The organism is Chitinophaga sp. 22308, assembly GCF_052045305.1.
Classification (GTDB): Bacteria; Bacteroidota; Bacteroidia; order Chitinophagales; family Chitinophagaceae; genus Chitinophaga; species Chitinophaga varians_A.
In genome coordinates this window covers 35,056-58,879 of record NZ_JBQEOP010000010.1, presented here as the reverse complement: position 1 = coordinate 58,879, position 23,824 = coordinate 35,056, and the positions used below count along the sequence as shown (strand labels likewise).

At 50.7% G+C, this 23,824-nt stretch carries 17 protein-coding genes; 11 read left to right on the top strand and 6 right to left on the bottom strand.

All coding sequences use genetic code 11. The annotated features are described in order from the left end of the window. Position 1 precedes the first annotated feature (1 nt). The gene (locus tag ACTJJS_RS31030) at positions 2-1,405 is read left to right on the top strand and encodes a SusD/RagB family nutrient-binding outer membrane lipoprotein (protein ID WP_440667691.1); all 1,404 of its coding nucleotides are present in this window, start codon (positions 2-4) and stop codon (positions 1,403-1,405) included. Between the two features lie 86 nt (positions 1,406-1,491). Here ACTJJS_RS31030 and ACTJJS_RS31025 read toward each other — a convergent pair whose 3' ends face one another. After that, positions 1,492-2,736 (bottom strand): YeiH family protein, encoded by a 1,245-nt coding sequence (locus tag ACTJJS_RS31025; protein ID WP_440667689.1) that lies wholly within the window; start codon positions 2,734-2,736, stop codon positions 1,492-1,494. A gap of 30 nt (positions 2,737-2,766) precedes the next feature. Then, complete coding sequence (locus ACTJJS_RS31020) at positions 2,767-3,999, bottom strand: nucleoside recognition domain-containing protein (protein WP_440667687.1); 1,233 nt, start codon at positions 3,997-3,999, stop codon at positions 2,767-2,769. Between the two features lie 67 nt (positions 4,000-4,066). Here ACTJJS_RS31020 and ychF point away from each other — a divergent pair, with 67 nt between their 5' ends. The 5 genes from ychF (at position 4,067) to ACTJJS_RS30995 (ending at position 12,937) form a co-directional block, all read left to right on the top strand. Next, positions 4,067-5,170 (top strand): redox-regulated ATPase YchF, encoded by a 1,104-nt coding sequence (gene ychF / locus ACTJJS_RS31015; protein ID WP_168875066.1) that lies wholly within the window; start codon positions 4,067-4,069, stop codon positions 5,168-5,170. Positions 5,171-5,316: 146 nt separating this feature from the next. Next, complete coding sequence (locus ACTJJS_RS31010) at positions 5,317-5,685, top strand: hypothetical protein (RefSeq protein WP_440667684.1); 369 nt, start codon at positions 5,317-5,319, stop codon at positions 5,683-5,685. 206 nt (positions 5,686-5,891) lie between these two features. Further along, positions 5,892-9,224, top strand: a complete 3,333-nt coding sequence (locus ACTJJS_RS31005) for a HEAT repeat domain-containing protein (protein WP_440667682.1) — start codon at positions 5,892-5,894, stop codon at positions 9,222-9,224. A gap of 82 nt (positions 9,225-9,306) precedes the next feature. Beyond that, on the top strand, positions 9,307-10,959 hold the full coding sequence (locus ACTJJS_RS31000) for an SWIM zinc finger family protein (protein WP_343746537.1): 1,653 nt from the start codon (positions 9,307-9,309) through the stop codon (positions 10,957-10,959). A 406-nt stretch (positions 10,960-11,365) separates the two neighbouring features. Beyond that, positions 11,366-12,937, top strand: a complete 1,572-nt coding sequence (locus ACTJJS_RS30995) for a reverse transcriptase domain-containing protein (protein WP_440667680.1) — start codon at positions 11,366-11,368, stop codon at positions 12,935-12,937. 177 nt (positions 12,938-13,114) lie between these two features. Here ACTJJS_RS30995 and ACTJJS_RS30990 read toward each other — a convergent pair whose 3' ends face one another. Together ACTJJS_RS30990 and metX are read right to left on the bottom strand one after the other, a co-directional pair. After that, the gene (locus tag ACTJJS_RS30990) at positions 13,115-15,988 is read right to left on the bottom strand and encodes a TonB-dependent receptor (protein ID WP_440667678.1); all 2,874 of its coding nucleotides are present in this window, start codon (positions 15,986-15,988) and stop codon (positions 13,115-13,117) included. Between the two features lie 97 nt (positions 15,989-16,085). Beyond that, on the bottom strand, positions 16,086-17,099 hold the full coding sequence (gene metX / locus ACTJJS_RS30985; RefSeq protein ID WP_440667676.1) for a homoserine O-acetyltransferase MetX: 1,014 nt from the start codon (positions 17,097-17,099) through the stop codon (positions 16,086-16,088). A gap of 192 nt (positions 17,100-17,291) precedes the next feature. Between metX and ACTJJS_RS30980 the strand changes: the two genes are divergently transcribed. Both ACTJJS_RS30980 and ACTJJS_RS30975 read left to right on the top strand, forming a co-directional pair. After that, entirely contained in the window at positions 17,292-17,711 is a 420-nt protein-coding gene (locus ACTJJS_RS30980; RefSeq protein ID WP_343746539.1) for an OsmC family protein, read from the top strand. Between the two features lie 24 nt (positions 17,712-17,735). After that, positions 17,736-18,923 carry an O-succinylhomoserine sulfhydrylase gene (locus ACTJJS_RS30975; RefSeq protein ID WP_440667674.1) on the top strand — a complete coding sequence of 396 codons (1,188 nt, stop codon included), beginning with the start codon at positions 17,736-17,738 and terminating at the stop codon, positions 18,921-18,923. 72 nt (positions 18,924-18,995) lie between these two features. Here the strand turns inward: ACTJJS_RS30975 and ACTJJS_RS30970 are convergent, their stop codons facing one another. Further along, positions 18,996-19,403, bottom strand: coding sequence for a DoxX family membrane protein (locus ACTJJS_RS30970; RefSeq protein WP_440667672.1), 408 nt, complete (start codon positions 19,401-19,403; stop codon positions 18,996-18,998). 142 nt (positions 19,404-19,545) lie between these two features. Between ACTJJS_RS30970 and ACTJJS_RS30965 the strand changes: the two genes are divergently transcribed. From ACTJJS_RS30965 to ACTJJS_RS30955, 3 genes are all read left to right on the top strand, one after another. After that, positions 19,546-19,902 (top strand): hypothetical protein, encoded by a 357-nt coding sequence (locus ACTJJS_RS30965; RefSeq protein ID WP_343746541.1) that lies wholly within the window; start codon positions 19,546-19,548, stop codon positions 19,900-19,902. Between the two features lie 78 nt (positions 19,903-19,980). Further along, on the top strand, positions 19,981-22,500 hold the full coding sequence (locus tag ACTJJS_RS30960) for a DUF5686 and carboxypeptidase regulatory-like domain-containing protein (RefSeq protein WP_440667670.1): 2,520 nt from the start codon (positions 19,981-19,983) through the stop codon (positions 22,498-22,500). A 471-nt stretch (positions 22,501-22,971) separates the two neighbouring features. After that, positions 22,972-23,178: a hypothetical protein gene (locus tag ACTJJS_RS30955; protein WP_440667668.1), complete on the top strand. Its 207-nt coding sequence runs from the start codon at positions 22,972-22,974 to the stop codon at positions 23,176-23,178. 115 nt (positions 23,179-23,293) lie between these two features. Here ACTJJS_RS30955 and ACTJJS_RS30950 read toward each other — a convergent pair whose 3' ends face one another. Continuing rightward, positions 23,294-23,677 (bottom strand): response regulator, encoded by a 384-nt coding sequence (locus tag ACTJJS_RS30950; protein ID WP_440667666.1) that lies wholly within the window; start codon positions 23,675-23,677, stop codon positions 23,294-23,296. Positions 23,678-23,824: the final 147 nt, after the last annotated feature.

Genomic DNA, 23,824 nt, shown 5'->3' with positions numbered 1-23,824 from the left:
CATGAAAAGTATACACACCATATTATATATAGCGTTGTTCGCCCTGCTTGCCACGGGTTGCAAAAAAGTGCTGGACATCAATGACAACCCCAATCAGGCGGTGGTGCCTCCTATGAACGGGCTGCTGGCGTCCACTACGTATTTTACTGCGTATAACCTGTACCGTACGGGCAACACCACGTCGTACTTTGTGCAATACCTGGCCTCGCCCAATGCCAACGGCGCCAGCGACACCTACGAAGTGACAGACTACACCAGCACCTGGAAAGCACTGTACGATAACATGACAGACCTGCATGACCTGATTGCCCAGGCCCGTAGTGCCGGCGCCGACTACCACGTAGGCGCAGCTGAAGTGATGATGGCCATCAATCTGGAATCGTTAAATGACATGTGGGGCGCGGTGCCTTATACACAGGCTTTTAATACCAGTTTCCTGCAACCGGCGTATACACCCGACGACAGCGTGTTCCTGCAATGTATCGCGTTGTTGGACGATGGTATTGCCCGTTTAAAAAGCACCACTTCCAAATATGAGCTGGACGCCACTAAAGACCTGCTCCATAGCGGTAAGCCGGCAGCCTGGATCAAAACGGCCTATACCATCAAAGCCAGGCTGCTGAATCATCTCACCCGTAAAGCCAACTATGACCCGGCAGCTGTGCTGGCGGCTCTCGCCAATGGGTATACGGACAATGCAGATGATGCGCAGTTGGTACGGTTCCAGTCCCTCAGTCCGTGGAACCAGGCCGCCGTGAACAACGTCAATAATCTGCTCGACGGCTGGCTGAGCGCCCATTTCGTCAATGCGCTCAACGGCAATACCTTCGGCGTGTTTGATCCGCGGCTCCCGCTCATTACAGACACCACCCGTTTTGGTGACTACCGCGGCACCGTCAACGGCGCCGGCAGGGTGGGCTCGGGCACCAACCGCGAAGAATGTTACCTGTCGCAGAAAGGCTTCTATTCCAAACCCGGCGCCCCGCTGCTGGTGGCCACCAATGCGGAAGCGCGTTTCATACAGGCCGAAGCGGCTTTCCGCAGTGGCGACAAAACCCAGGCTTATCAGGCTTATCTGCAGGGTATCACCGTTAATATGAATAAGCTGGGTGTGGACGCTGCCCGCCGGGATGCATACCTTGCTAACCCCGCGGTAGGCGTAGGCGCCGCCAATCTAACGCTGGCGCTTATACTAAAAGAGAAATATGTGGCGATGTTCCTGCACCCGGAGGCCTGGAGCGACGCCCGCCGGTATGATTACCAGTACAAGGATTTTAACCTGCCGGTCAACGCGCAACTGCCGACGTTTATCCGCAGGGTGGCCTATCCCGATTCCGAAAAAAGCCGCAACGGCGCCAATGTGCCGTCCGTAACACTAACCGATAAAATATGGTGGGACCGCTGATTGGCCCGCCAGGTATATCTTATATAAAGAGAGATGCCCGTCTGATATGTCAGGCGGGCATCTTTCTTTATATAAAATATGATTGGTTATCTGAAAACAAGATACGCTACGATCAATGTAAAGAACACGTTAAACAGCTGCGCAATAATAAACGCCATCGCGGGCCTGCCATTTTCCACTTTAAAGATATCGGTAAACTTTGTTTCAAGGCCGATACAGGTGAAGGCCAGGGCAAACCAGTAGGTCTGGATTTCCTTTAGCGAACCTTTAGCAGCGGCAACTACCGGCGACGGCAATACGAAGGAAAACAGGAGAGAGGCCACGATAAAACCCAGCACGAATTTGGGAAACCGTTCCCAAATGGTGCGCGCAGTAGGCTTCTCGTAGTTGGCCTTCTTTTTTGTGTATGACCAGTAAAGGGAGATGATAAAGGCGGCCAGTCCAAGCAGTACATTCTGTGAGAATTTCACGATGGTGGCGTATTTCAGCGCTTCATCCCCCAGTTTGGTGCCCGCAGCCACTACGGCGCCGGACGTATCGATGGTGCCCCCCAGCCATGCGCCCGCCACGGCCGGCGACATGCCGGCCCATACCGCAATACCTGGCATGAACAGCATCATCGGGATGGCGACGATCATCACCAGGGAAATAACATGGGAGAGTTTTTTATTGTCGCCCTCTATGGCACCAGAAGTGGCAATAGCCGCCGATACGCCACAGATGGACACGGCGCTGGAAATCATCATCCGGAATTCATCGTCCAGCCCCAACATTTTACATAACCAGAAAGAGAAATACCAAACCGTGAATACTACCACCACTGACTGAAGAATACCAAGCATGCCTGCCTGTAAAATATCGCCAAAGATGATATTGGTGCCCAGCAGCACTAATCCTATCTTGATGTACAGTTCCGTTTGCAGGGCCGGTTTCAGCCATTGCGGCAGCCCGATAAAATTGCTGATGAAAAGGCCCAGCAACAGGCTAAAGAGCACCACCTCGATGCCCAGGTCTTTAATGGCTTTATTGGCGGTGATGATTTGGGCCAGCAGCGAAATAAGCATGATGGCCAGCAGTCCGGAGAGCAGTGCGGCAGGTTTGAAATCGCCTGCCAGGAACCGCGCCAGCAACAGGCTGCCTGCTACCCAGAGGAAGAGGGTGCCGATATGTATCAGGTTAGCGGTGTTTGTCAGCTGGTTCCATAGTTCAGTACCCGAAGACCAGCCGTATTTGGGAAGTGCCGGCTTTAGCCCGGCCACCACCAGCGTGATGGTGAGGAAGGCGATGATCACCGCAATCCAGTCTTCATGAATTTTCTTAGGTTGTAACATAGGTTAATAACTTATACGCACATATGAATGCTAGTGAAAAAAGAGGTACCCCAAAAGGATGGCGGACAGCAGCCCAAAGAAGTCGGCTATCAGTCCGGCTGTCAGCGCATAGCGGGTATTTTTGATATTCACGGAGCCGAAATAAACGGCCAGTACATAAAAAGTGGTTTCCGTAGTGCCTTGTATCACGCTGGCCAGTTTACCCTGGAAAGAGTCCGCGCCGTAGTTGGTCATCACTTCAATCATCAGGCCTCTGGCGCCTCCGCCGCTCAGCGGCTTCATCATGGCTACCGGTAATGCCGGTACGAAATCGGTGTTGAAGCCCATCCAGGAAAAGAGGCCGGCGATGGCGTTGATAAGATAGTCCATGCAGCCTGTCGTGCGGAACACGCTGATGGCCACCAGGATGCCCACCAGGTAGGGGATGATCCTTACCGACACCTGAAATCCTTCTTTGGCCCCTTCTATAAAGTTATCATACACATTGATTTTTTTGATGATACCTGCTCCCAGGAAGAGGATAACGATCGAGAAGATGATACCACCCCCCAGATTGCTCATGGTAGGGCCGATTTTTTCCGCAGGTATATGCTTTACCCAGTAATAGAGGCCGGCCACCACCGCTGCAAAACCGCTCAGGAACACCAGTACCGGGAGTTTGAACAGGTTGATGCGCTGGTAGGCGGACACTGTGAACATACCTATAATAAACGCAATAAAGGTGGAAATCAGCGTGGGCACAAAAATATCAGCCGGATTGGCCGCCCCGGCGGCTTTACGGAGGGCGATCACAGAAGTGGGGATCAGCACTACGCCGGCAGTGTTCAGTACCAGGAACATGATCTGCGGGTTACTGGCTGTGTCCGGTTTGTCGTTCAGCTCCTGTAGCTCCTTCATGGCTTTAAGGCCCATGGGCGTGGCGGCATTGTCGAGCCCCAGCATACTGGCGGAGAAGTTCATCATCATAGAACCCATGGCCGGATGGCCTTTCGGCACCTGGGGGAAGAGTTTGGAGAAAAAAGGATAAACCAGTTTGGAGAAGCGGTTGATCATGCCGGCTGCCTCGCCCACTTTCATAATACCGAGCCAGAGCGTCATAATGCCGGCCAGCCCGATGGAGATCTCCGCCCCGGTTTTGGCGCTGGCGAGCATACCATTCATAATATCGCCAAAAATAGCTGTATCCTGTAAAAACACCGACTTGAAAACTGCTACTACAAAAGCTATCAGGAAAAAGCCCAGCCAAACGTAGTTTAATGCCATTAGATTATTGGTTTATTCTGGCAACAAATAAACTAAAATAAACTTATCTTTGCGCAAATTTTAAAAAATGGCTTTGCAAGTTGGAATTGTAGGATTGCCGAATGTAGGGAAATCGACATTATTTAACGCGGTGAGTAACAGCGCTAAGGCGCAGGCCAGCAACTACCGCTTCTGTACCATAGAACCGAACGTAGGGCAGGTGGACGTGCCTGACAACCGTATGGACAAACTGGCTGAGCTGGTGCAGCCTCAGCGCACCGTACCTACCACCATCGAGTTTGTGGACATCGCCGGACTGGTGAAAGGCGCCAGCAAAGGCGAAGGTCTCGGTAATAAATTCCTGGCCAATATCCGCGAGGTGGACGCCATCGTGCACGTGATCCGCTGCTTCGAAGATGAAAACATCCTCCGCGAAGAAGGTGCCATCAACCCGGTGAGCGACAAGGAAATCATTGACACTGAATTGCAGCTGAAAGACCTCGAAAGCGTGGAACGTAAAGTTGCCCGCACTGAGAAAATGGCTAAAACCGGTGGCGATGCCAAAGCTAAAGCGGAATTTGAAGTGCTGAAAAGATGCCAGGAACACCTGGAGAAAGGCCGCAATATCCGCGAACTGGGCCTGAGCAAAGAAGAACGCGTTGCTATCGCCGACCTGTTCCTGCTCACGGAAAAACCAGTGCTGTACGTAGCCAACGTAGACGAAGCGTCTCTTCATACCGGCAACAAATACTCCGAAGCCCTGAAAGAAGGGGTGAAGGCGGAAAATGCCGAAGTGATCGTGATGAACAACACCATCGAAGCGCAGATCTCCGAAATGGAAGACCCGTCCGATAAGGAAATGTTCCTCTCTGAATACGGTCTTACCGAACCAGGCCTCAACCGCCTGATCCGCTCCGCCTACAACCTGCTGGACCTGATCACTTACTTCACTGCCGGCGTGCAGGAAGTGCGTGCCTGGACCATCCACAAGGGCTGGAAAGCACCACAGGCCGCCAGCGTGATCCACACCGACTTCGAAAAAGGTTTCATCAAAGCAGAAGTAATAGCTTACGACGACTATGTAAAATATGGCTCTGAATCCGCTGCCCGTGACAACGGCCGTCTGCGGATTGAAGGCAAGGAATACATCGTGGCCGACGGCGACGTCATGCATTTCCGTTTCAACGTGTAATCATTTCCGTTACAATAAATCCTTTCATGATATTCAAATGCATGGAGGTTACAACAAAACCGGGAGCGTCTCAATAAAATGAGACGCTCTTTTTTTTGAAAGATGATCGACGTTAGAAATCGTATCATTACAATAAACAGGTTGACATGAAATTAAAACTGCAGTCAGTTTTAGTCTACATCTGCATATTAATTAGCCTTTTGGGGCTGTTGTATCTTTTGTCTGACGCTGTGCTGATCAGGGTAAACACCCGTTATACAGTCGGAGAAACATTAGGCAGGTCATACGGACGTTACGCTACGATGCATTTTAAATATCGTGTAAACGGTGTCGAATACACGAGCGCCACTGATGATAATTCCGTTGCACAAGCGGGGGGACGTTACCTGGTGAAATTTAATGCCTGGCTCCCGAGCGTCAGCACCATGTATTTTGATTATCAGCTGAAGGACAGCACCACTGCCGTCCCTGACAGTGGATGGGAGACACGCCCTTCAGATATATGGGTTAAATAATACTGCAAAAACGAAAAGCGGTTGCCGGAATACTACTTTCGGTAACCGCTTTTCTTATCATGTGCCTTGCAGCTTCGTTTGATGTCAACTGGTGCGAACAACGTACCAGACTGGTTTCTGTGGCATAGCAAAAAAACTGTTGAAAAAAATATACTTGGTGAGTACAACTTATTTATTAGTTTAGCTCACTATTTTAATGTTAGCTCATGCGATTAGTCAGGAATGTAAAACTGTTTTTCCGGGAAGGAAACTCGGACAAAACATATGAAATAGACCTTTGTGAAGTTGGCCCGGAACAATATACTGTTAACTTTAGATACGGAAAACGCTTCGGAACCCTGAAAGAAGGCACCAAGACTGTAACCCCCGTAGCGCTTGCAGCCGCCACCACCATCTTTGACGCCCTGGAAAAAGAAAAGCGCAGCAAAGGTTATCTCGGTGAGCAGGAAGCTGTGCAAGACCTTTCTTTTGTACCAGTAGATACTTCCGTGGTGGCCGATCCACAAGATGCCGCTATTCTCAAAAGGTTGCAGGGCGCACTGGAAAATAAGCCCGCATATAAAACTGCCTGGAAAACATCGCGTGTGATCTGGAAAGCAGGTGAACGTAAGCTCAAAGAAGCGGTCCCTTATCTGATCAAACTGATGGAAAGGGGAGATGCCATGCAGCGGTATACCGCGCTCTGGGCCCTCGGCAGATGTGCCGATCCCGCTGCGGTCCCGGTACTGCGTTCCTATGCAGACAACGGCTCCTATGCGCAGAACATCCGGATGCTGGCCGCCAATGGCCTGCTGCTGACGCTTCCCGAAGAGGAGCGCAACGCGCATATCCAGAGCCATTTCCACCGCCTGCCGGAATCATTGCAGCAAACCATCGCCGGTGATAATGCCCAGGCCATCTTCGACGAGGTACAGCAGCTGGTCATGGTCAAATCAGAACTCAACTACCCGATGCTGGAAGACCTATACATAGTGGCGTATAACAATAAGGCCGTCAGGGACGCTATCATTGGCTTCCTGGTCCACATGCCTTTACGCCCCAGCTACTTCCAGCATATACGCCATATTTTCAAACAGGCCGAACTGCGCGACGATCAGGGAATCGTAGGTGCGCTGGCCGTCAGGTTTGAAAGGGAACTGCCAATGTTCAACCATCCCGGCAAACGATTGGACTATGATGGAAACGAATATCATCCCAATGTGTTCGTGCCAGAGTTGCAGGAGACTTTTAAAATAGCCAGGGAAATAAAAAAGCCGGGCTCCCGCCTCGCTTATTCCAATAAAACAAGAAATTACCTGAGACGCAGGGTGCTCCGTAACCTGCGCGCAGCGGGCAAAAGAGGCGATCTGGAATATGTACGCCTCGCTACGGCCATGCTGCTGCAATACGAAGAGCAACGGGATGCCAGAAAGGAATACCACACCACGCAGTATGCCTGGGTCAACGGTCGTTACACCACCTGGTACAGACAGTTCCCGGCCCATGCACAGGCCGTGTTCCTCAATTATATCCTGCGTGGTAACACGCCTAATCTGCGGCTGGACTCCAACGGCACCACATGGTACTACGAGGAACCGAAAAATGAAAAAGGCGAACCTGGCCACGAGGCCACCACGTTGCGCGCCCACCCTGACACGGTGAAAGCACAGCAGAAAGGCACGCTGTTACAGAAACTGTTCGGCTGGCTGGGAGGGGAGAAACAAACGCCGGCACCCGGTGTGGTACCGCCCACTTATCAGCCGGAAACCGCTCCTGCGGCGCCGGTCAGCGAGGTGCCTTACCTGGAGTTATGGCGACAGATGCCACAGGCGTTTGTGCAACTGCTGATCGCCGGCAGAATGGAAGTGGTGCATCTCTTTGCCATGGAGCAATTGAAATCGCACCCCGAATACACAGACCTGAAAGCCAAAATGGATGAGCAAACGATCTACTATCTGCTGATCAGCCATTTTAATGTTCCCGCGCTCTTCGGCCTGGAACTGGCAAAAGAAAAATATAACCCGGCCAGCCTGTCGTTCTTCCTGTTGTACGCCGTTACCATGAGCCCTCTGGAAGTGGCCAGGGTACAGGGCCTCGACTGGGTCGACCAAAACAAGGCTGCCTGCTTTGGGGACGCGGATTTCCTGATGCGGATGATATTTAATCCGTATAAGGATATCCGTAATTATGTACGGCAACAACTGACACCGGAACATCTGCCCATAGATAAGGCACGCGCACTCGTCGGTAAAGCGATTGCCGCATTGCTGGCGTCCAACAATCTGGCAGATGATGTGAACCAGAACCTCAACGATGGTTGCCAGATCCTGGAACATTTCTGCGCCGATGCCCTTCGTGAAGTGGACATGAAAGTGATCACTGACCTTATGAACTCACCCACACCGGCCTGCCAGGCTTTTGGCGTGCGCCTGATGGTGATGAAACAAGGACAGCTGAATTTCGCAGAACTGTCAGACCAGCTGCTGCGTAACCTGGTGGCCAGTCAGCATGCATCGGTAAGAATGGCCGGCATGTCTGTCCTGAAAGCGATGCCGGAAGCGGAATTGCTGCGCAGGGCAGAGGTGTTGCTCGATATCGTGCTGGCACCGTATGCGGACGTACGAAAAGAAATACGCCCGCTGATAGCCTCTCTGGTGGCGAAAGACAACCGCCTGGCCGTGTATCTGGTCAACGAGCTGGTGCCGCGCCTCATGCGCAAGGAAACCGCGGAAGGTATCCATGATGATATCGCTGCTATCCTGAGCCATGAGCTGGTGGAGCATCTGCAGGACGTAGACACCGCTACCGCATTACGTTTACTGTATGCCAACTACCGCGCTGCGCAGGAATTTGGCGTGGTAGTACTGAATAAATACATCCCGGCAGAAGCGCTGACCGTTAAACAGGTGATTGCTGCCGGCAGCCACGAACTGCTGGCGGTGCGTGAATGGAGCTGGGGCTTCTTTAACCGGCATGCCGCCCGTATGCGCTATGAGCGCGACGCGGCCATCGGCCTGCTGGACGCTAAATGGGACGATACCCGCCGTTTTGCGCAGGAGTTTTTCCGTACGCAGTTCTCCGAAAATGACTGGACACCGGAAACCCTCGTGTCCATCGCCGACAGTGTGCGCCCGGACATTCAGGCCTTCGGCCGTGAAATGCTGATGCGTTTCTTCAAAGATGCAGACGGACCGTCTTATCTGCTGAAACTGAGCCAGCATCCGAGCGTGGCCATGCAGGTCTTTGCCACCAATTACCTGGCAGCCTATGCTACCGACGATCTGGAGTACCTGCGCAGTATGGAGCATTATTTCCGTTCTGTGCTGAGCCGTGTGAACAAAGCCAGGGTAGCCAAGGAGCGTATCTTTAACCTGTTGGAGAAAGAAGCGTTGAAGTCTGCCGAAGCAGCTGCTTACATCGGAGAGATCATCGCTCATATATCCGCTACCGTGTCTATTGCTGACAAGGCACGCTGCATACAGATCATGCGCGATATTCAGCAACAGTTCGATATTGCACTGCCAATAACGTTAATGCCTGTACGAACCCAAACGATTTAGAAATTTAGTTATTTGGGGATTTTGAAAGAATGCCATCTTTCAATGATGAAATAACCAAATAACAAAATCTGAAAATAGATTTATGTTATTCAATTACAGATATAGCGGCAACTCACAGGTGTACAGCAATGCTACATCTGCCGGTATTTCCTTTGCCCCGGACACCCGCCGTGACCCGACCTTTTTTGTTGGAAAACTCCATAAAAAAATCGCCTTCCGCGAAGCCATATCTGCACTGCATGATGTAGTGGTGTCGGACCTGCGTTTTAAACCCAAAGATAAAACCGCCTATAAGGAATGGGCCGCCCAGCAGGAGTCTGTATGGCTGGCGGAACATATGAACGGTTACGACGGAGAAGCTGCCAACCAACGGATTGCCGCGCTCTCCGAAAGCCTGAAGGAGGTAAGCGCAGAGAAGGATAAAGTAATGGGCCCTTTTTACAACGCCCGTAAAAAATATTTTGATTACCTGTACCAGAAAGACCGGGATGCCTGGTTTGTACTGGACCCGGTGATCACGGTGCACCCGGATGAAATGTTCTTCGAATGTTTTAGCCAGGACGAATCTACCTATGGTAAACTAAGCGCCAGCTATAACGTTTTCAAGGAAGTGAATGAGTTCGGGTGCGGTACTACCAACATCGACTATTCCGCTGCTTTGTATGACGAGTTCCAGAAAATCCGGGACTATAAGGAAACTGATTTTAAAGTAGACCCGGGAGGTTTTCAGATACAGACTTCGCAGGAAGAAATGTACCATGAAGTGAAAATTGATCTGCCGGACAGCTGGGTGAGAGGCTTTTTACAGGTAAGTTCCGCTATGACGCTGCCTGCCGCCACCTTCGACCTGCACCCGATGGACGTATATAATTTCTGCCTGTGGCTGCGCCGTTTCAAAGAAAAAAGTGGTCCGCGTTCCATCCGTTTTAAACTGGAGCCGGGCAAACCTGTACGGGCGGTATTTGAACCATGGAACCACGAAATCGTGTGTGCGAGATCGATATACAAGGGCGGTCAAAGCCGTGAAATCAGGATATGGGGCAGAAGGAGACTGCTGATACTGGAACGCCTGGTCCCTATCGCCAAAAAATTCACCGTGCATCTTACCGGCAACGGTCTGCCGTCTTTCTACGTCGCAGACCTGGGAGATATGCAATTCACCCTCGGACTCTCCGGCTGGACGGCCAATGACTGGTCACGTGCCGGTCAGTTTGACCTGATGGCGCCTCGTGCCATTGTGGAAGACAGCGCCAAACTGAAAGTGTTTGCCGACCTGCAAACCCGCTGGATGGCCAAACCGGAGACCATCGCCGCTGCCACAGGGCTGGACAAAGCCACTGTACTGGGCGCGCTGGGTATCTATACGCAAGCTGGCAAAGTGATCTTTGACCTGCACAGCGGCATGTACCGCCTGCGGGAACTGAGCCGCGACCCGCTGCCGCTGGAGTCCCTGCGGTTTGCCAACCCGCTGGAAGCAGAAGCGTCGCAGCTGGTGCAGGAAAAACGGGTGACTTTCACCGCCCAGGACATTCCCGGTACCGGCATACAGTTGAAAGGAAATGTAAAAAGCACACATCGTGTATACCATCCCGTTATTGTCATTGATAATGATGAAAGACTCAGCGATGCACATTGCGATTGTAGTTTTTATAACACCAACAAGTTATACAAGGGGCCGTGCGAACACATGCTGGCACTGCGTATGACGCATGCTGAAAATAATTCTGCTCAATAAAATTTTATTTTTCAGAATTATTTTCTAACTTGCCTGCTCGTTAATAAACACAGATCTTTGTAAAGAGGAATTGATTGCACTTGCGCCCGTAAAAGGGACGAATGATGTTTCGTCATTCAGGTATCATGACTATACATGCTTCACTAAATGCAATCTTTACTTTGGGAGGGGCGTACCTATAGCAAATTTACGGTACAAGCCCCGGGGGCTGAAATTCGCTATAGGTACGCCCCTCCCTGGAGTTGATTGATTTAGTCAATGGCTTGCACGAAGGCCTTTTCCTCTTTACAAAATCCTGTTTCTCTTCGCGTCAGGCATGGCTTCCGCAGCCGCTTCAAAGCCGGACCTTTTTACTCCGCTTCAGTTTAGCTGCTAAACATTCATTAAAAAAGTAAACGCCAACACTATGGCCGAAGGCTTAACCCGTCAACAGCTGTACGACAGAATCCGTGCATCCTCCAAAGAGGAATTTATATTGGAAGAAATGACCCGTCTGGGTTTCTGGGCACGCAATACCACCCAGCCATCCTTACCGGAAACACTGATACGCAAGGAAGGAGAACTGCGCCGCGAATTGAATGAACTGCTGGCCGAAAAACAAAAATACCGCAACAAGGAAAGAATGCTGGCAGACATGCGCAAAGAACGCATGGCCAAAGCAAAACTGAAACGCGCGGAAACAAAAAAACGCAACGAAGAAAAAAGAAAAGCCCGCGCTGAAGCCTGGGCAGAGAAAAAGAAGCTCGATATCATCTACCTCGGTGAGGAAGTTTCCGCCGGCCTTAATAAAATTGCACCTGATGAAACACAGCTGGCCAAATTCGGCCTGCCGGTGTTCAAAGATGCTACAGCCCTGGCTGCCGCTATGGGCATCACCCTCGGTAAACTGCGCTTCCTGGCGTTCAACCGGAAGGTGGCGCACACTTCGCATTATCAACGTTTCCAGATTGCCAAGAAATCAGGCGGCACCCGCGTTATCTCAGCGCCTATGCCGCAACTGAAAGCCGCACAACACTGGATACTGGAGAACATTCTTTATAAAATCAAAAACAGCGATGCTGCCCATGGTTTCGTACCCGGCAAATCCATCGTTACCAACGCCGCACCACACGTTGGCCAGGACATCGTGATCAATATCGACCTGCGGGACTTTTTCCCTTCCGTTCCCTACAAAAGGGTGAAAGGCCTTTTCTGTAAACTGGGATACGCAGAGCAGGTGGCTACCATCCTGGGCCTCATCTGCACCGAACCGGAAGTGGATGAGATCCTGCTCGACAACCGTAAATATTACGTGGCCAAAACGGAAAGGCACCTGCCGCAGGGAGCGCCTACCAGCCCGGCACTCACGAACCTGATCTGCTTCAAACTGGACCGCCGTTTTGAGGGGCTGGCCGCCAAATACGGTTACGCCTACACGCGATATGCGGACGATATGACTTTCTCCGCTAAAGGCGAGGCTGCCGACAAAGCCGGACAGCTGCTCTGGTCAGTGAAACAGGTGGTAAAAGAAGAAGGCTTCACCATTCATCCGGACAAACTGAAGGTGATGCGCCGCGGCGACAAAAGAGAGGTGACCGGCATCGTTGTCAATGAAAAAATCAGCCTTGACCGTGATACGCTGCGTAAGTTCCGTGCGCTGCTGCATCAGATCTCCAAAACCGGCCTGGCAGGCAAACGCTGGGGCAAAGGCAAAAATATTATCAGTAGCATGGAAGGTTTCGCCAACTACGTATATATGGTGAAACCGGAACAGGGCACTAAGCTGAAGGAAACACTGGCAGCGCTGCTGCAAAGGGAAGATATCAAGGCGGAAGCCCGTAACCTCTGGACCACCGGCTCTACGGTGCCTGCGTCCGCTGATACGCCTGCACCAGCTGATAAACCTTCTACGGCCCAACATCCGGAAGGTATTCCAATCGTAAAAGACACACCGGCGGCAGCTAATAAGCCAGATAAGCCATGGTGGGATGTGCTGTAATTACGAATTACGAATTACGAATTACGAATTAAGACGAGGAGATCTCTCCGAATAAAAAGCGAAGACCTGAGCTGTATATCTGCTCAGGTCTTCGCTTTTTATTCGTAATTCGTAATTCGTAATTCGTAATTCGTAATTCGTAATTCGTAATTCGTAATTCGTAATTCGTAATTGATTTTAGAGATTGTATCCCAGTGAAACATACCATTGTGAACCAATGGTTGGATTGCCCCATGATTGCACATAGGATTTGTTGAGGATATTTACCCCACCCAGTTTGACGGTGGTTTTGGCTTTCGGGAAGAATTTGCTGACCATGGCGTCCAGCGTGCCGAAGGCAGGAATTTCGCTCAGTGCCAGTGCATTGACATTGGGCCCCACAAAAGAGGATTGCCAGATATAGGACTGTTGCCATTTCCATACAACGTTAACGGCTATATTGGAATTGGCGATGTTGCGGTTACCTACATTAAGGCTGTAACGTACTTTGGGCGTATTGAACATGGCGAGGAAGCTGCCGAGGTCTTTTTCGTTGCTCAGTTCATTGTAGGAGATATTACCCCCGGCAGTGAAATTGAGAGGCAGGCTGTAATCCAGTCCCAGCGCCCATCCCCATGATTTAACGGTTTCTTCTGCGCTTACCGGCACAGAGAAGATCTGCTGCGGTGAGGTGCCACTGGCAGGTTTCACGAGTACCTGGCTGCCGTTCATGTTATTGAAATCATTTTTATAGATGTAGGCGTCTACCAGTAATCTTTTTGCGATCAGCGCTTTATAGCCAAGCTCATAAGCCTGGATACGTTCCGGTTTGAATTCGCGGAAGGTATAGGCTTTAGGACTGCCGGCCAGCACAGATTGCAGTGTGAATACAGGGCCGTTATTCAGGCCGTAGCGTTCACGCAGGAAGGGCAGACCACCGATCAGATGCGCCTGCGGCGTGGTGAGGTCTATGTACTGGTCCTGGTTGTTCGGAATGCGGAAGCCTGTCTGATAGGATACACGCAGGTTGTGTGTTTGCAGGAAGGTATATACGGCAGATAAACGGGGGCTGAACTGACCTTTGAAGTTCATGTTTTTATCATAGCGCAGTGAACCGGTCAGCTTAATGTGATCATCCACCAGTTTTTTCATGATCTGCAGATAACCACCATACTCATTGATGCGAAACTCTTTGCCATTATCGTCTACTGCGAACAGGGTTTTTTCAGAGTTAAGTGTATAGCGGCGATAGTTACCGCCTACCAGTATTTCAGCGAATTTGATCAGGTTATGGAAGTTGTACATAAACTCCAGCTGGTAGAGATTGGTCTTGTCAGTGAATTTCGCGCCTACGCCTTTGGCGTCGCCGGGAATAGGCTTGCTTCTCACCTGTGCTGCTGCGTTATTGAAGTCCGGGGTACCTGGCATAAAGCGGCCGGAGTCGGCTTTGGCACGGGCATTCTGGAAGAAGAGCGGCATACCGGTGGAAACGGCGTTTTGTGCGGCAGCATAAGCGGCAGCATCGGTGGCACCGGTTTGCAACGCTTTGCCATAGGCCTGCGCGAAAGTGCCCAGTGCCTGCGTGGCATAAGTGCCGAAATACTGGGAATACCATACAGTGCTTGGTTTCCAGGCTTCATTGATACCGGCGGCCAGGGTGCCGCTGGCATAGCTGTCGCCAGACCTTTCCTGGGTGGTATAAGCTCTTACATAAAAGTCAGGGTGGCGTAATTCCACTTTATACTGGCCCATGTTGAAGTCCTTCAGCGAGTAACGGTCAGCGCCGGTGTAAACAGTCGTGCCGGAGCCATAGCTGCCCTGGATGAGGGCTTCGAGGTTGTCGGTGATTTTATAGTGCAGGGCGCCGTTCAGTTTCAGGTTTTTAGTGTTGTAGTCCACCACATCGGATTCATTGTAGCCGGTACGGGTGATAGTGGCCCTGTTGGGAGCGGGGATGGCTGCATTGAAAATCTGGTCGGGTGTCACCTTGCCGCCGAACATGGCGGAGATGCCTGCCAGTTGCTGGTTTAGCAGGCCACCGGTTTTCAGGGTGTTGTACATGTTAACGGAGTTCTCATCACCATAGGTGTTGACGCCGTTATATCCTTCGTTGTTGGCGCGGGTGCCGTCCTGGAGACCGTGACCGTTGGCCAGGCTCTGGTCGCGATAGTCGTGGGCCTGCCAGTCGTCCGCTTTGATATAGCCTACGTTCAGTTTAAATGCCCATTTGTTGTTGAATGCATGCGCATAACGGACCGCCACGTCATAGAAGCCGGTGGTGGCAGAAGTGCGGCCGCCGTCATTGAGTATGCCGGTTTTCACCTGGGCGCTGAGGCCCTGGTACTGGAACGGATTTTTGCTGGTCATCAGCACGATGCCGTTGAGCGCGTTGGGGCCGTACAGGGCGGACGCGGCGCCGGGGATCAGTTCCACGTTATCGAGGTCCAGTTCAGGGATGCCCACCATATTACCGACGGAGAAGTTAAGGCCTGGGGCCTGGTTGTCCATACCGTCGTTCAGTTGCAGCACGCGGGTGTTGCCGTTGCTGTTGAAACCGCGTGTGTTCACGGATTTGAAGGTGAGGCTCTGGGTGCTCATTTCCACGCCTTTCAGGTTGGCAAGGGCGTCATAGAAGGAGGGGGCCGGAGACGCTTTCAGGGCGCGGGCGTCCAGCTTTTCGATGGACACCGGCGATTGCAGGATGCTTTCCTGTACGCGGCTGGCGGCTACTACCACCTCCTGCCCGAGTATTTCTGTCGTGCCGAGTGTAATAGTGATTTTTTCGTTGGCATTGTTGACCACCTGCTCTGTGGTTTGATAACCCACATAGGTAAAAACAAGGGTCAGTGGCAGGGCATGGTTGGTTTTGAGCTGGAAGTTACCGCCGTTGCCCGTGATAGTGCCGGCTGTGGCGCCTTTCACGGCAACCGTAACTCCCTGCATACCGTTTCCGGATGTTTTGTCTGTTACAGTACCGGTAATAGTTGTAGGCGTTTGCGCTGTGAGTACCAGGGAAAAGGACATCAATAGCAACAGGGAGCCCAAACATACTTTGAATAGAATGCTTTTCATACGCAGTGGACGTTTTTGATTTAGACTCGGTTATATCTAAATATAAGGAAAAATCAAATACAACTGCGAAACTGAAAATATTTCCCGGGAGAGCCGGCTACCGCCAATCCTGCAATATCTTCCCGATCTTCTCAAACTCGATCAGGAAGCCGTCATGGCCATAGGAGGAGTCTATTTCATGATAAACGGTATCAGGCAGATAGGTGGCCAGCAGGCGTTGTTCTTCGGGAGGACAGAGCAGGTCGCTGCTGATGCCGATGAGCAATACCGGTTGCTGTATATGGGAAAGGGAAGTGGTGATATCTTCATGACGGCCGCGGGCAATGTTATGGCTGTCCATGGCTTTGGTGAGCAGCCAGTAGGACTGGGCATTGAAACGTTTCACCAGTTTATCGCCCTGGTAATCGATATAGGAGGAAGCGCGGAAATGGTCTGTCTTTTCCTTGTCAGGATCAGACTGCGTGCGCATAAAGGTCTGGTAGTTGCGATAAGTGACCATGCCGATGGCCCTTGCTGCCTTGAGGCCGCGTGCGCCGGCTTGGGGCGCAGGGTCCTGCCAGCTGGCATCGGCTTCTATGGCCAGGCGTTGCGCGGTATGAATGGCAATGCCCCAGGCGCTTTCAGCGGCGCCGGTGCAGAGCAGGAACAGACGGGCAATGCGCTCCGGTTCTGTCAACGCCCATTCCAATACCTGGTAACCGCCCATGGAACCACCCACCAGCAGGCTTATCTGTTGTATCTGCAGGTGTTCCCGTAACAGGCGGTGCGCCTGCACCATATCACGGATGGTAACGGCCGGAAAGGTATGGTACCAGGGCTCGCCGGTAGCAGGATTTACAGTATGCGGACCGGAACTGCCGTAGCAGGAACCGATAATATTGGCGCACACAATGAAATGCCGGGCCGGGTCAATTACCCGCTCATGGCCTATAAGGCCGCTCCACCAGTCAGCCACGTCGCTGTTGGCGGTCAATGCATGACATACCCATACCACATTGCTGCCGTCAGCATTCATGGTGCCGTAAGTATGATAAGCGATCTGTAATTCAGGTAATACCTGGCCGGACTCCAGCCGGAATGGTGCTTTACTGTAAAAAACCTGTGCAGACAATAATCCAAAATTTTTGCAAATCTACAATACCAATCAGGAATTACAAATTACGAATTAGGAATTACGAATGGAGGGTTCTTTTACAGGGCGGCTGTTAACGGACCTTTCCGTGAAACAGCCCTCAATTCGTAATTCCTAATTCGTAATTCGTAATTGAATTATTTATCTTTGTTGGAAGAAACCCACCTAATCATGAAAATAGCATTACAAAGAGTAGACGACGGTTTCAACATGGAAGCCGTTGATGAAGGCGGTCACAAAGTGTTGATGGATTCATCCCTGGAAAACGGGGGGAAGAACAACGGAGTAAGACCTATGCAGATGGTCATCATGGGCCTCGGAGGTTGCTCTGCCATTGATGTGCTGATGATCCTGAAAAAACAACGCCAGGAAGTGAAGGATTTCCGCATTGAAATAGAAGCGGAGAGGGAAAAAGGCAAAGAACCGTCTTTATGGGAAACAGCCCACATCGTATTTCATTTTACCGGAAACATCGACGCTGATAAAGCTGCCCGCGCAGTGGAACTGTCGATGAACAAATATTGCTCCGTCGCTGAAACGCTGCGTCAGGCCAACACCAAACTGACCTGGGAAGTGAAACTGAACGCTTAATAACGGAGAGAAACCACCATGTCCATGAGCAATAACAAGCAATACCATCCGGAAACCAATGCGGTAAGAATTCAGACGGCACGTACCAACGAAATGGAACATTCCACACCAATGTTCCTGACTTCCAGCTTCTGCTTTGATAATGCAGAAGAAATGAGGGCCACTTTCGCGGATGAAACAGATTTTAATATCTACAGCCGCTTCAGCAATCCCAACGTGGACGAGTTTGTCCAGAAGATGTGCGCGCTCGAAGGCGCGGAAGCTGGTTATGCCACGGCTTCAGGCATGAGCGCCATTTTCGCCAGCTTCATGGCCCTGCTGAAAGCAGGCGACCACCTGCTGAGCGCCCGCTCTATCTTCGGTTCCACACATACTGTTATCACTAAGTTCCTGCCCAAATGGGGGATAGAATGGTCCTATTTCGATGTCAACGATCCCGCCGGCATTGAAGCGATGATCAAACCAAATACAAAGATGATCTTCGTGGAAACGCCTTCCAATCCCGGACTGGAAATCATCGATATGGCGTACCTCGCCGGCATCGCCAATAAACATAATGTCATCCTCAACGTTGACAACTGTTTTGCCACACCGGTGCTGCAACGTCCTATCGAAGCAGGCGCTCATATCGTTACCCACTCCGCCACCAAATGGATCGACGGCCAGGGACGTGTACTGGGCGGCGCTATCGTTGGTAAAAAAGAACTGATCAAAGAAATACATACCTTCTGCAGAAGCACCGGCCCGGCCATGTCGCCCTTCAATGCATGGGTACTGAGCAAAAGCCTGGAAACACTGCACGTACGCATGGAACGCCATGCTGCCAGCGCACTGAAACTGGCACAGTCGCTGGAAGGCAATCCACACCTGAGCGGCGTGAGATATCCTTTCCTCGCAAGCCATCCGCAGCATGATATCGCCCGTAAACAAATGAGCGGCGGCGGCGGTATCGTATGCTTTGAACTGAAAGGCGGCCTTGAAAGCGGTGTGCGTTTCCTCAACGCCCTGCAACTGTTGTCCCTCACAGCCAACCTGGGCGACAGCCGCAGCATCGCTTCCCATCCGGCCAGCACCACGCACGCCAAACTGAGCGATGAGGAAAGGGCCAACGTAGGCATCACGCCGGGTCTGATCCGCATCTCCGTCGGACTGGAAAACGTAAATGACATCCTAGCGGACATAAAACAGGCACTGGAAAAAAGCGCCCTGTAGCTATCAACGCATCTATACAATAATGCCCGGGGCCTGCGCTCCGGGCATTGTCATTTATGGCCTTTCGTTCACCTATACCTTTTGCCTGTATAAACCGGCCAGCGCGAAAGCCGCTGCGGCTGCGGAGAATACGGAAAAATCCAGCGGGGCTTTGATGCTTTTTGAAAAAGTCATCGCCAGCGCAAACAATATCAGCAAAATACCGCTGCCTTGCGCTACCAGCCGGGTTTTGAAGCCGGCCAACAACAATATGCCGAAAAGCAGTTCCAGGGCTGTTGCCACCGCTGCGGCAATGGAAACCAGCGGTGCCGGGATACCGGGCAACAAGGTTGCGGTGTATTGAAGGAACTTGTCCCAGTTGCCCCAGGCGGAATGTGCCGCACCCCAAAGTCCGAACCGGTCGGCCACGGCGGACAAAAAACCTGCGCTGAGGGCTATACGTAAAAACCAGGCTGTTATTTTTTCTTCTGAAGACTTCATAACTGTTTAAATGGATAGTGATGTAATGCAGAGCGATAACAAAGGTATTTACCATTCCAGGATTTCTTCTTAAGACAGCTTAAGAAAGTTATACCGCTTAAAACACAAATGAATATTTAAGATATTTTGTTATATTAGAATTATGAAATCCTTTTCTCATTTTTTGCTGGTCCTTGTACTGGCGTATCTGGCGGGCACTGTGCTTCCCTGGTGGAGCGTAGCCCTGGTGGCCTTTGTCGTGACATTGGTGCTGCCGTTGTCTCCTGGCAAGTCCTTCTTCAGTGCGTTCCTCTCTGTGTTCATACTGTGGCTGGTGCTGGCATTTTATATGGATGTACGCAACGACCACCTGTTGGCCAACCGGATGAGCGAAATGATCCTGCAGGTGCGCAGCGCGCCGTTACTGGGAGTTATCAGTGCGCTCATTGGCGGACTGGTGGCCGGTTTCGCAGCCAGCAGCGCTGCCTTTGTCCGGGCTCCCAGGAAGATCGTGTCCTAGCTTATCATGTGCTGTTAAATTTGTGGTAAAACGGTAGGTGCTTCATTTGCGTACATACCTGGTAGTTATTTTTGAGATATGATGAAATACTTACCGACCCTGTTTTTACTCCTGTTTACTACCTACTGTGAAGCCGCTATTGTCAAAGGTTTGGTGACCGATGACAAAAATAACCCGCTACCTTTTGCCACCGTTCTGATAAAAGGGACCACGACCGGTACCACTACCAACGCTGCCGGCCAGTACCAACTGGACGTACCATCCGGTCAACATACACTCGTTTGCCAGTATATCGGTTACCGTAAGACGGAGAAAGTAATTCAGGTCGATCTTACTCCCCAGGTCGTCAACTTCACGCTGTCGCCTGTCAACCTTCAGATCAAAGAGGTCGTGGTGAAAGCAGGAGGCGAAGACCCCGCCTATGCCATCATCCGGCAGGCCATCAAAAAAAGGGCTTTCTATCAGCAACAGGTCCAGGAATACACCTGTATGTCTTATATCAAAGGCACCATTAGAATGACTGGTACGCCCAATAAGTTCCTGGGCAAAAAAATCGATAAGGAAGACATGGGAGTGGACAGTGCTGGTAAAGGCATGGTATTCCTGTCGGAATCGGTGACTAAAATTTCTTCCCGTATGCCGGATAAACTGAAGCTGGAAGTGATCTCCGACCGTAAGAGCGGCGGTGGCTTCGGTATGAGTTTCCCGGCTTTCATCAGCTTTTATGATAATAACGTATCTGCCGTTATCACGCAGATGGGCCCCAGAGGTTATATCTCACCCATTTCACAAAATGCGCTGTCATACTACAAATACCGGCTCGAGGGCGAGTTCCTGGAAGACGGCCGTATGGTCAATAAGATAAAGGTGATCCCTAAAAGAAAGCAGGAGCCGCTGTTTGCCGGCTATATCTTTATCACCGACGGCGATTGGCGCATTCATAGCACCGACCTGGTACTAACCAGCGAATACCAGCTGGAGCTGATGGATACGCTGCGTATCCGTCAAACGCATGTGCCGGTGTCCGGCGAGGTATGGCGCGTTAAAGACCAGGTACTGTATATGTCGGTCGATAAATTCGGCTTCGGTATGGTCGGTAATTTCGTGAACGTATATTCGGACTACAACCTGCACCCGAACTTCGGGCCGAAGTACTTTGACAACACTTTCCTGAAATACGATTCCGCGTTTGATAAAAAAGAAGCAGTGTACTGGGACAGTATCCGGCCGGTGCCCCTGGAGGAGGCCGAGTCCCGCGATTACCATCAGAAAGACAGCACTGCCCGCGCCAACAGGCTGGCGGCCATGAACGGCAATACGCTGGATTCGCTGCGTAAAAAACAAAAGCCGGTGAAGGTAATGGACGTGTTGTGGGGCGGTGTTAACCGCAAGTTGTATTTCCGCCGTGACAGCGCTATTGCGTCGCATACGTTGTATGTGAACGGTTTGGCCAAATCCCTTAAATATAATACGGTGGAAGGTTTGGTGCTGGCGCTGGAACCGCGGCTGCAGCTGAACCTGGGAGAGGAGCGGCAACTACGGATATCTCCGTATGTGCGTTACGGTTTGAGCAATACTCACCTCAACGCTTATACGTTTTTGACCTATAGCGCCAATAGCCGCGTGCGCCAGCGTTATGGCCGCAACGACTGGACGCTGGGCGGTGGCAAACGTGTCAGTCAGTTCAACCAGGATAACCCGATCGATAACATCGCCAATGAATTTTATACGTTGCTGCTGAAAGAGAACTATATGAAACTGTATGAAAACTGGTTTGGCCAGTTGCGCTACAGCCGCACGTTTCAGACCAACGACCGGTTAACTGCCGGTGTGCGTTATGAAAGCCGTATCCCGGTAGAGAATACCACAGACTTTACCTTTTTTAAAAACGATAAAAAGCAGTTTACGCCCAATCATCCGGAAGAACTGGCGCAGGTGCCGTTTGAACGGCACCAGGCCTTTATTGTGGACCTGAGTTTCCGTTACCAGCCGGGGCAACAGTTTGTGGAGTTGCCGGACCGCAAGATGCCGCTGGGCTCCAAATATCCGACCTTTGAACTGGCCTACAGCAAAGGCATTCCAAATGTGGGCAACAGTGTGGTGGATTTCGACAAATGGAAGTTATCGGTGTTTGACAATATGAACTTCAAACTGTTTGGTGAATTCCGTTACCGTGTTACTGCCGGCGGTTTCCTAAATGACCGTAATGTACAGATACCGGACTTTCAGCACTTCAATGGCAACCAGACGTTTTACAATACCAAATACCTGAACAGTTTCCAGTTAGCGCCGTATTATCGCTATAGCACTACAGCGCCGTTTTTTATGACAGCCAATGTGGAGCACCATTTCAATGGACTGCTGACCAATAAAATACCTTTGCTGAACAGGCTGAAATGGAATCTGGTAGCTGGTTCCAATGCGTTTTATGTAAATGATAAAAACAATTATGTGGAAGCGTTCCTCGGATTGGAAAATATTCTGAAAGTGCTCAGGGTAGATGTGGTGGCCGGTTATCAGAGCCAGGACAATACACGTATAGGCGTCAGAGTGGGAATGGGAGGGGTGTTCGGAAATTTAATAAAGCTGGACCAGTAGGGGCGTTGACAACATATTTGGTTATTTGGACTGGCTTTTTATTGGGGAGAACAAATAACCAAATTTCCAAATAACCAAATTACCGATGTCTTCTTCATAGCCTATCTTTTTTTGCTTCTCATTTCTTTGCGTTCATCGAAGAAATAAGCCAACAGTCTGTAGACCCAGATGCCAACGATGGCGTACATAAAGTAAGTAAGGTAAATACTCATAACATAACATTTTCGGGTTAATCAATTTTTTGTCAAAACGATATTTTCAAAAAGGGTGCCAACTAGGGGTTCGTAACTTAATAGCAAAGATATATACAATAAATATCAAATAGTTATAAATCCATAACTAAATTTTTCACACTTTGTGAACATTTGGCAGTGACCATCTGTTGTAAAATTGATATCCAACGAGATACACTTTTTGTGGATTTTATCACACTGAAGTGGGATTTTAACCATTACCCTGAAAACCAATGCAATGAAAAAGTTAGCCTGGACGGCATTAATGACGGGCATCCTGTTGGCCATCGCTGCTTACGTCACTGAAATCAATGAACTGCCTGGCGCAGTGGAATGGCGGACATGCGGATTTATTGGCTACATATTGATTATCAGCGCTATCGCGTGGTTGTTGCTGCGTCGCCTGTACGAATGGGGCAGGAAGGCCGAGACATCACAGCTGTAAAATAAAAGACGCCGGATAGATATCCGGCGTTTTGCGTTCTGTTATTTAATAAGGATTATGAAAAAACCCTGGTTTAGACAAACGAGGGGCATGCTGTGAAAAAAAATGAATGTCTTCATGCCAGGTAGGGCCATATGCCGGCCCTGATGGCTAGTCCATTGATCCCCGCTTTACAGAGGAATGAGTTGGCGCCTGCCTCCAGGGCCGCCTGCCTGTCGCTTTTTTGAAACCGGTTAGTCACCACCACGATCGGAATGCCCGTGTCTTTGCAACGGATAGTGGCGATCATCTCCAGCCCGCACATATAAGGCATTACAAGATTGGTCAGTATAATGTCCGGATGGGTGCTTTTCAGCTGTTCCAGCGCGCCCCGGGCATTATCGAAGGTCTGTATGGTGAAGCAGGCAAAGGCTGTTACCTGTGGTGTTATCCAGTTCAGAAAAAAGGGATCATCATCTACCCAAAATATTTTGTAGCGTTTATGCTGACAGGTTTCCATGGGATATTGATTTGGGTCAGGGGTTTAGCAACGCGCAGAAAAAAAGCGCGGAACTCTATCCTTGCTGCCAGCCGACCAAGACGGGATCAGACAAAGAAGAGCCCGCGCACTAAGGTGGCGGGCTCGCTTCCTTTCCTGTATCCCTTT

Bases quoted from the DNA above. Each gene is read 5' to 3' on its own strand.
- ychF (WP_168875066.1), top strand. From the start codon at position 4,067: ATGGCTTTGCAAGTTGGAATTGTAGGATTGCCGAATGTAGGGAAATCG.
- ACTJJS_RS31010 (WP_440667684.1), top strand. From the start codon at position 5,317: ATGAAATTAAAACTGCAGTCAGTTTTAGTCTACATCTGCATATTAATT.
- ACTJJS_RS30970 (WP_440667672.1), bottom strand. From the start codon at position 19,403: ATGAAGTCTTCAGAAGAAAAAATAACAGCCTGGTTTTTACGTATAGCC.
- ACTJJS_RS30975 (WP_440667674.1), top strand. From the start codon at position 17,736: ATGAGCAATAACAAGCAATACCATCCGGAAACCAATGCGGTAAGAATT.
- ACTJJS_RS30955 (WP_440667668.1), top strand. From the start codon at position 22,972: ATGAAAAAGTTAGCCTGGACGGCATTAATGACGGGCATCCTGTTGGCC.
- ACTJJS_RS31025 (WP_440667689.1), bottom strand. From the start codon at position 2,736: ATGTTACAACCTAAGAAAATTCATGAAGACTGGATTGCGGTGATCATC.
- ACTJJS_RS30990 (WP_440667678.1), bottom strand. From the start codon at position 15,988: ATGAAAAGCATTCTATTCAAAGTATGTTTGGGCTCCCTGTTGCTATTG.
- ACTJJS_RS30965 (WP_343746541.1), top strand. From the start codon at position 19,546: ATGAAATCCTTTTCTCATTTTTTGCTGGTCCTTGTACTGGCGTATCTG.
- ACTJJS_RS30950 (WP_440667666.1), bottom strand. From the start codon at position 23,677: ATGGAAACCTGTCAGCATAAACGCTACAAAATATTTTGGGTAGATGAT.
- ACTJJS_RS30980 (WP_343746539.1), top strand. From the start codon at position 17,292: ATGAAAATAGCATTACAAAGAGTAGACGACGGTTTCAACATGGAAGCC.
- ACTJJS_RS31000 (WP_343746537.1), top strand. From the start codon at position 9,307: ATGTTATTCAATTACAGATATAGCGGCAACTCACAGGTGTACAGCAAT.
- ACTJJS_RS31030 (WP_440667691.1), top strand. From the start codon at position 2: ATGAAAAGTATACACACCATATTATATATAGCGTTGTTCGCCCTGCTT.
- ACTJJS_RS30995 (WP_440667680.1), top strand. From the start codon at position 11,366: ATGGCCGAAGGCTTAACCCGTCAACAGCTGTACGACAGAATCCGTGCA.
- ACTJJS_RS31005 (WP_440667682.1), top strand. From the start codon at position 5,892: ATGCGATTAGTCAGGAATGTAAAACTGTTTTTCCGGGAAGGAAACTCG.
- ACTJJS_RS31020 (WP_440667687.1), bottom strand. From the start codon at position 3,999: ATGGCATTAAACTACGTTTGGCTGGGCTTTTTCCTGATAGCTTTTGTA.
- ACTJJS_RS30960 (WP_440667670.1), top strand. From the start codon at position 19,981: ATGATGAAATACTTACCGACCCTGTTTTTACTCCTGTTTACTACCTAC.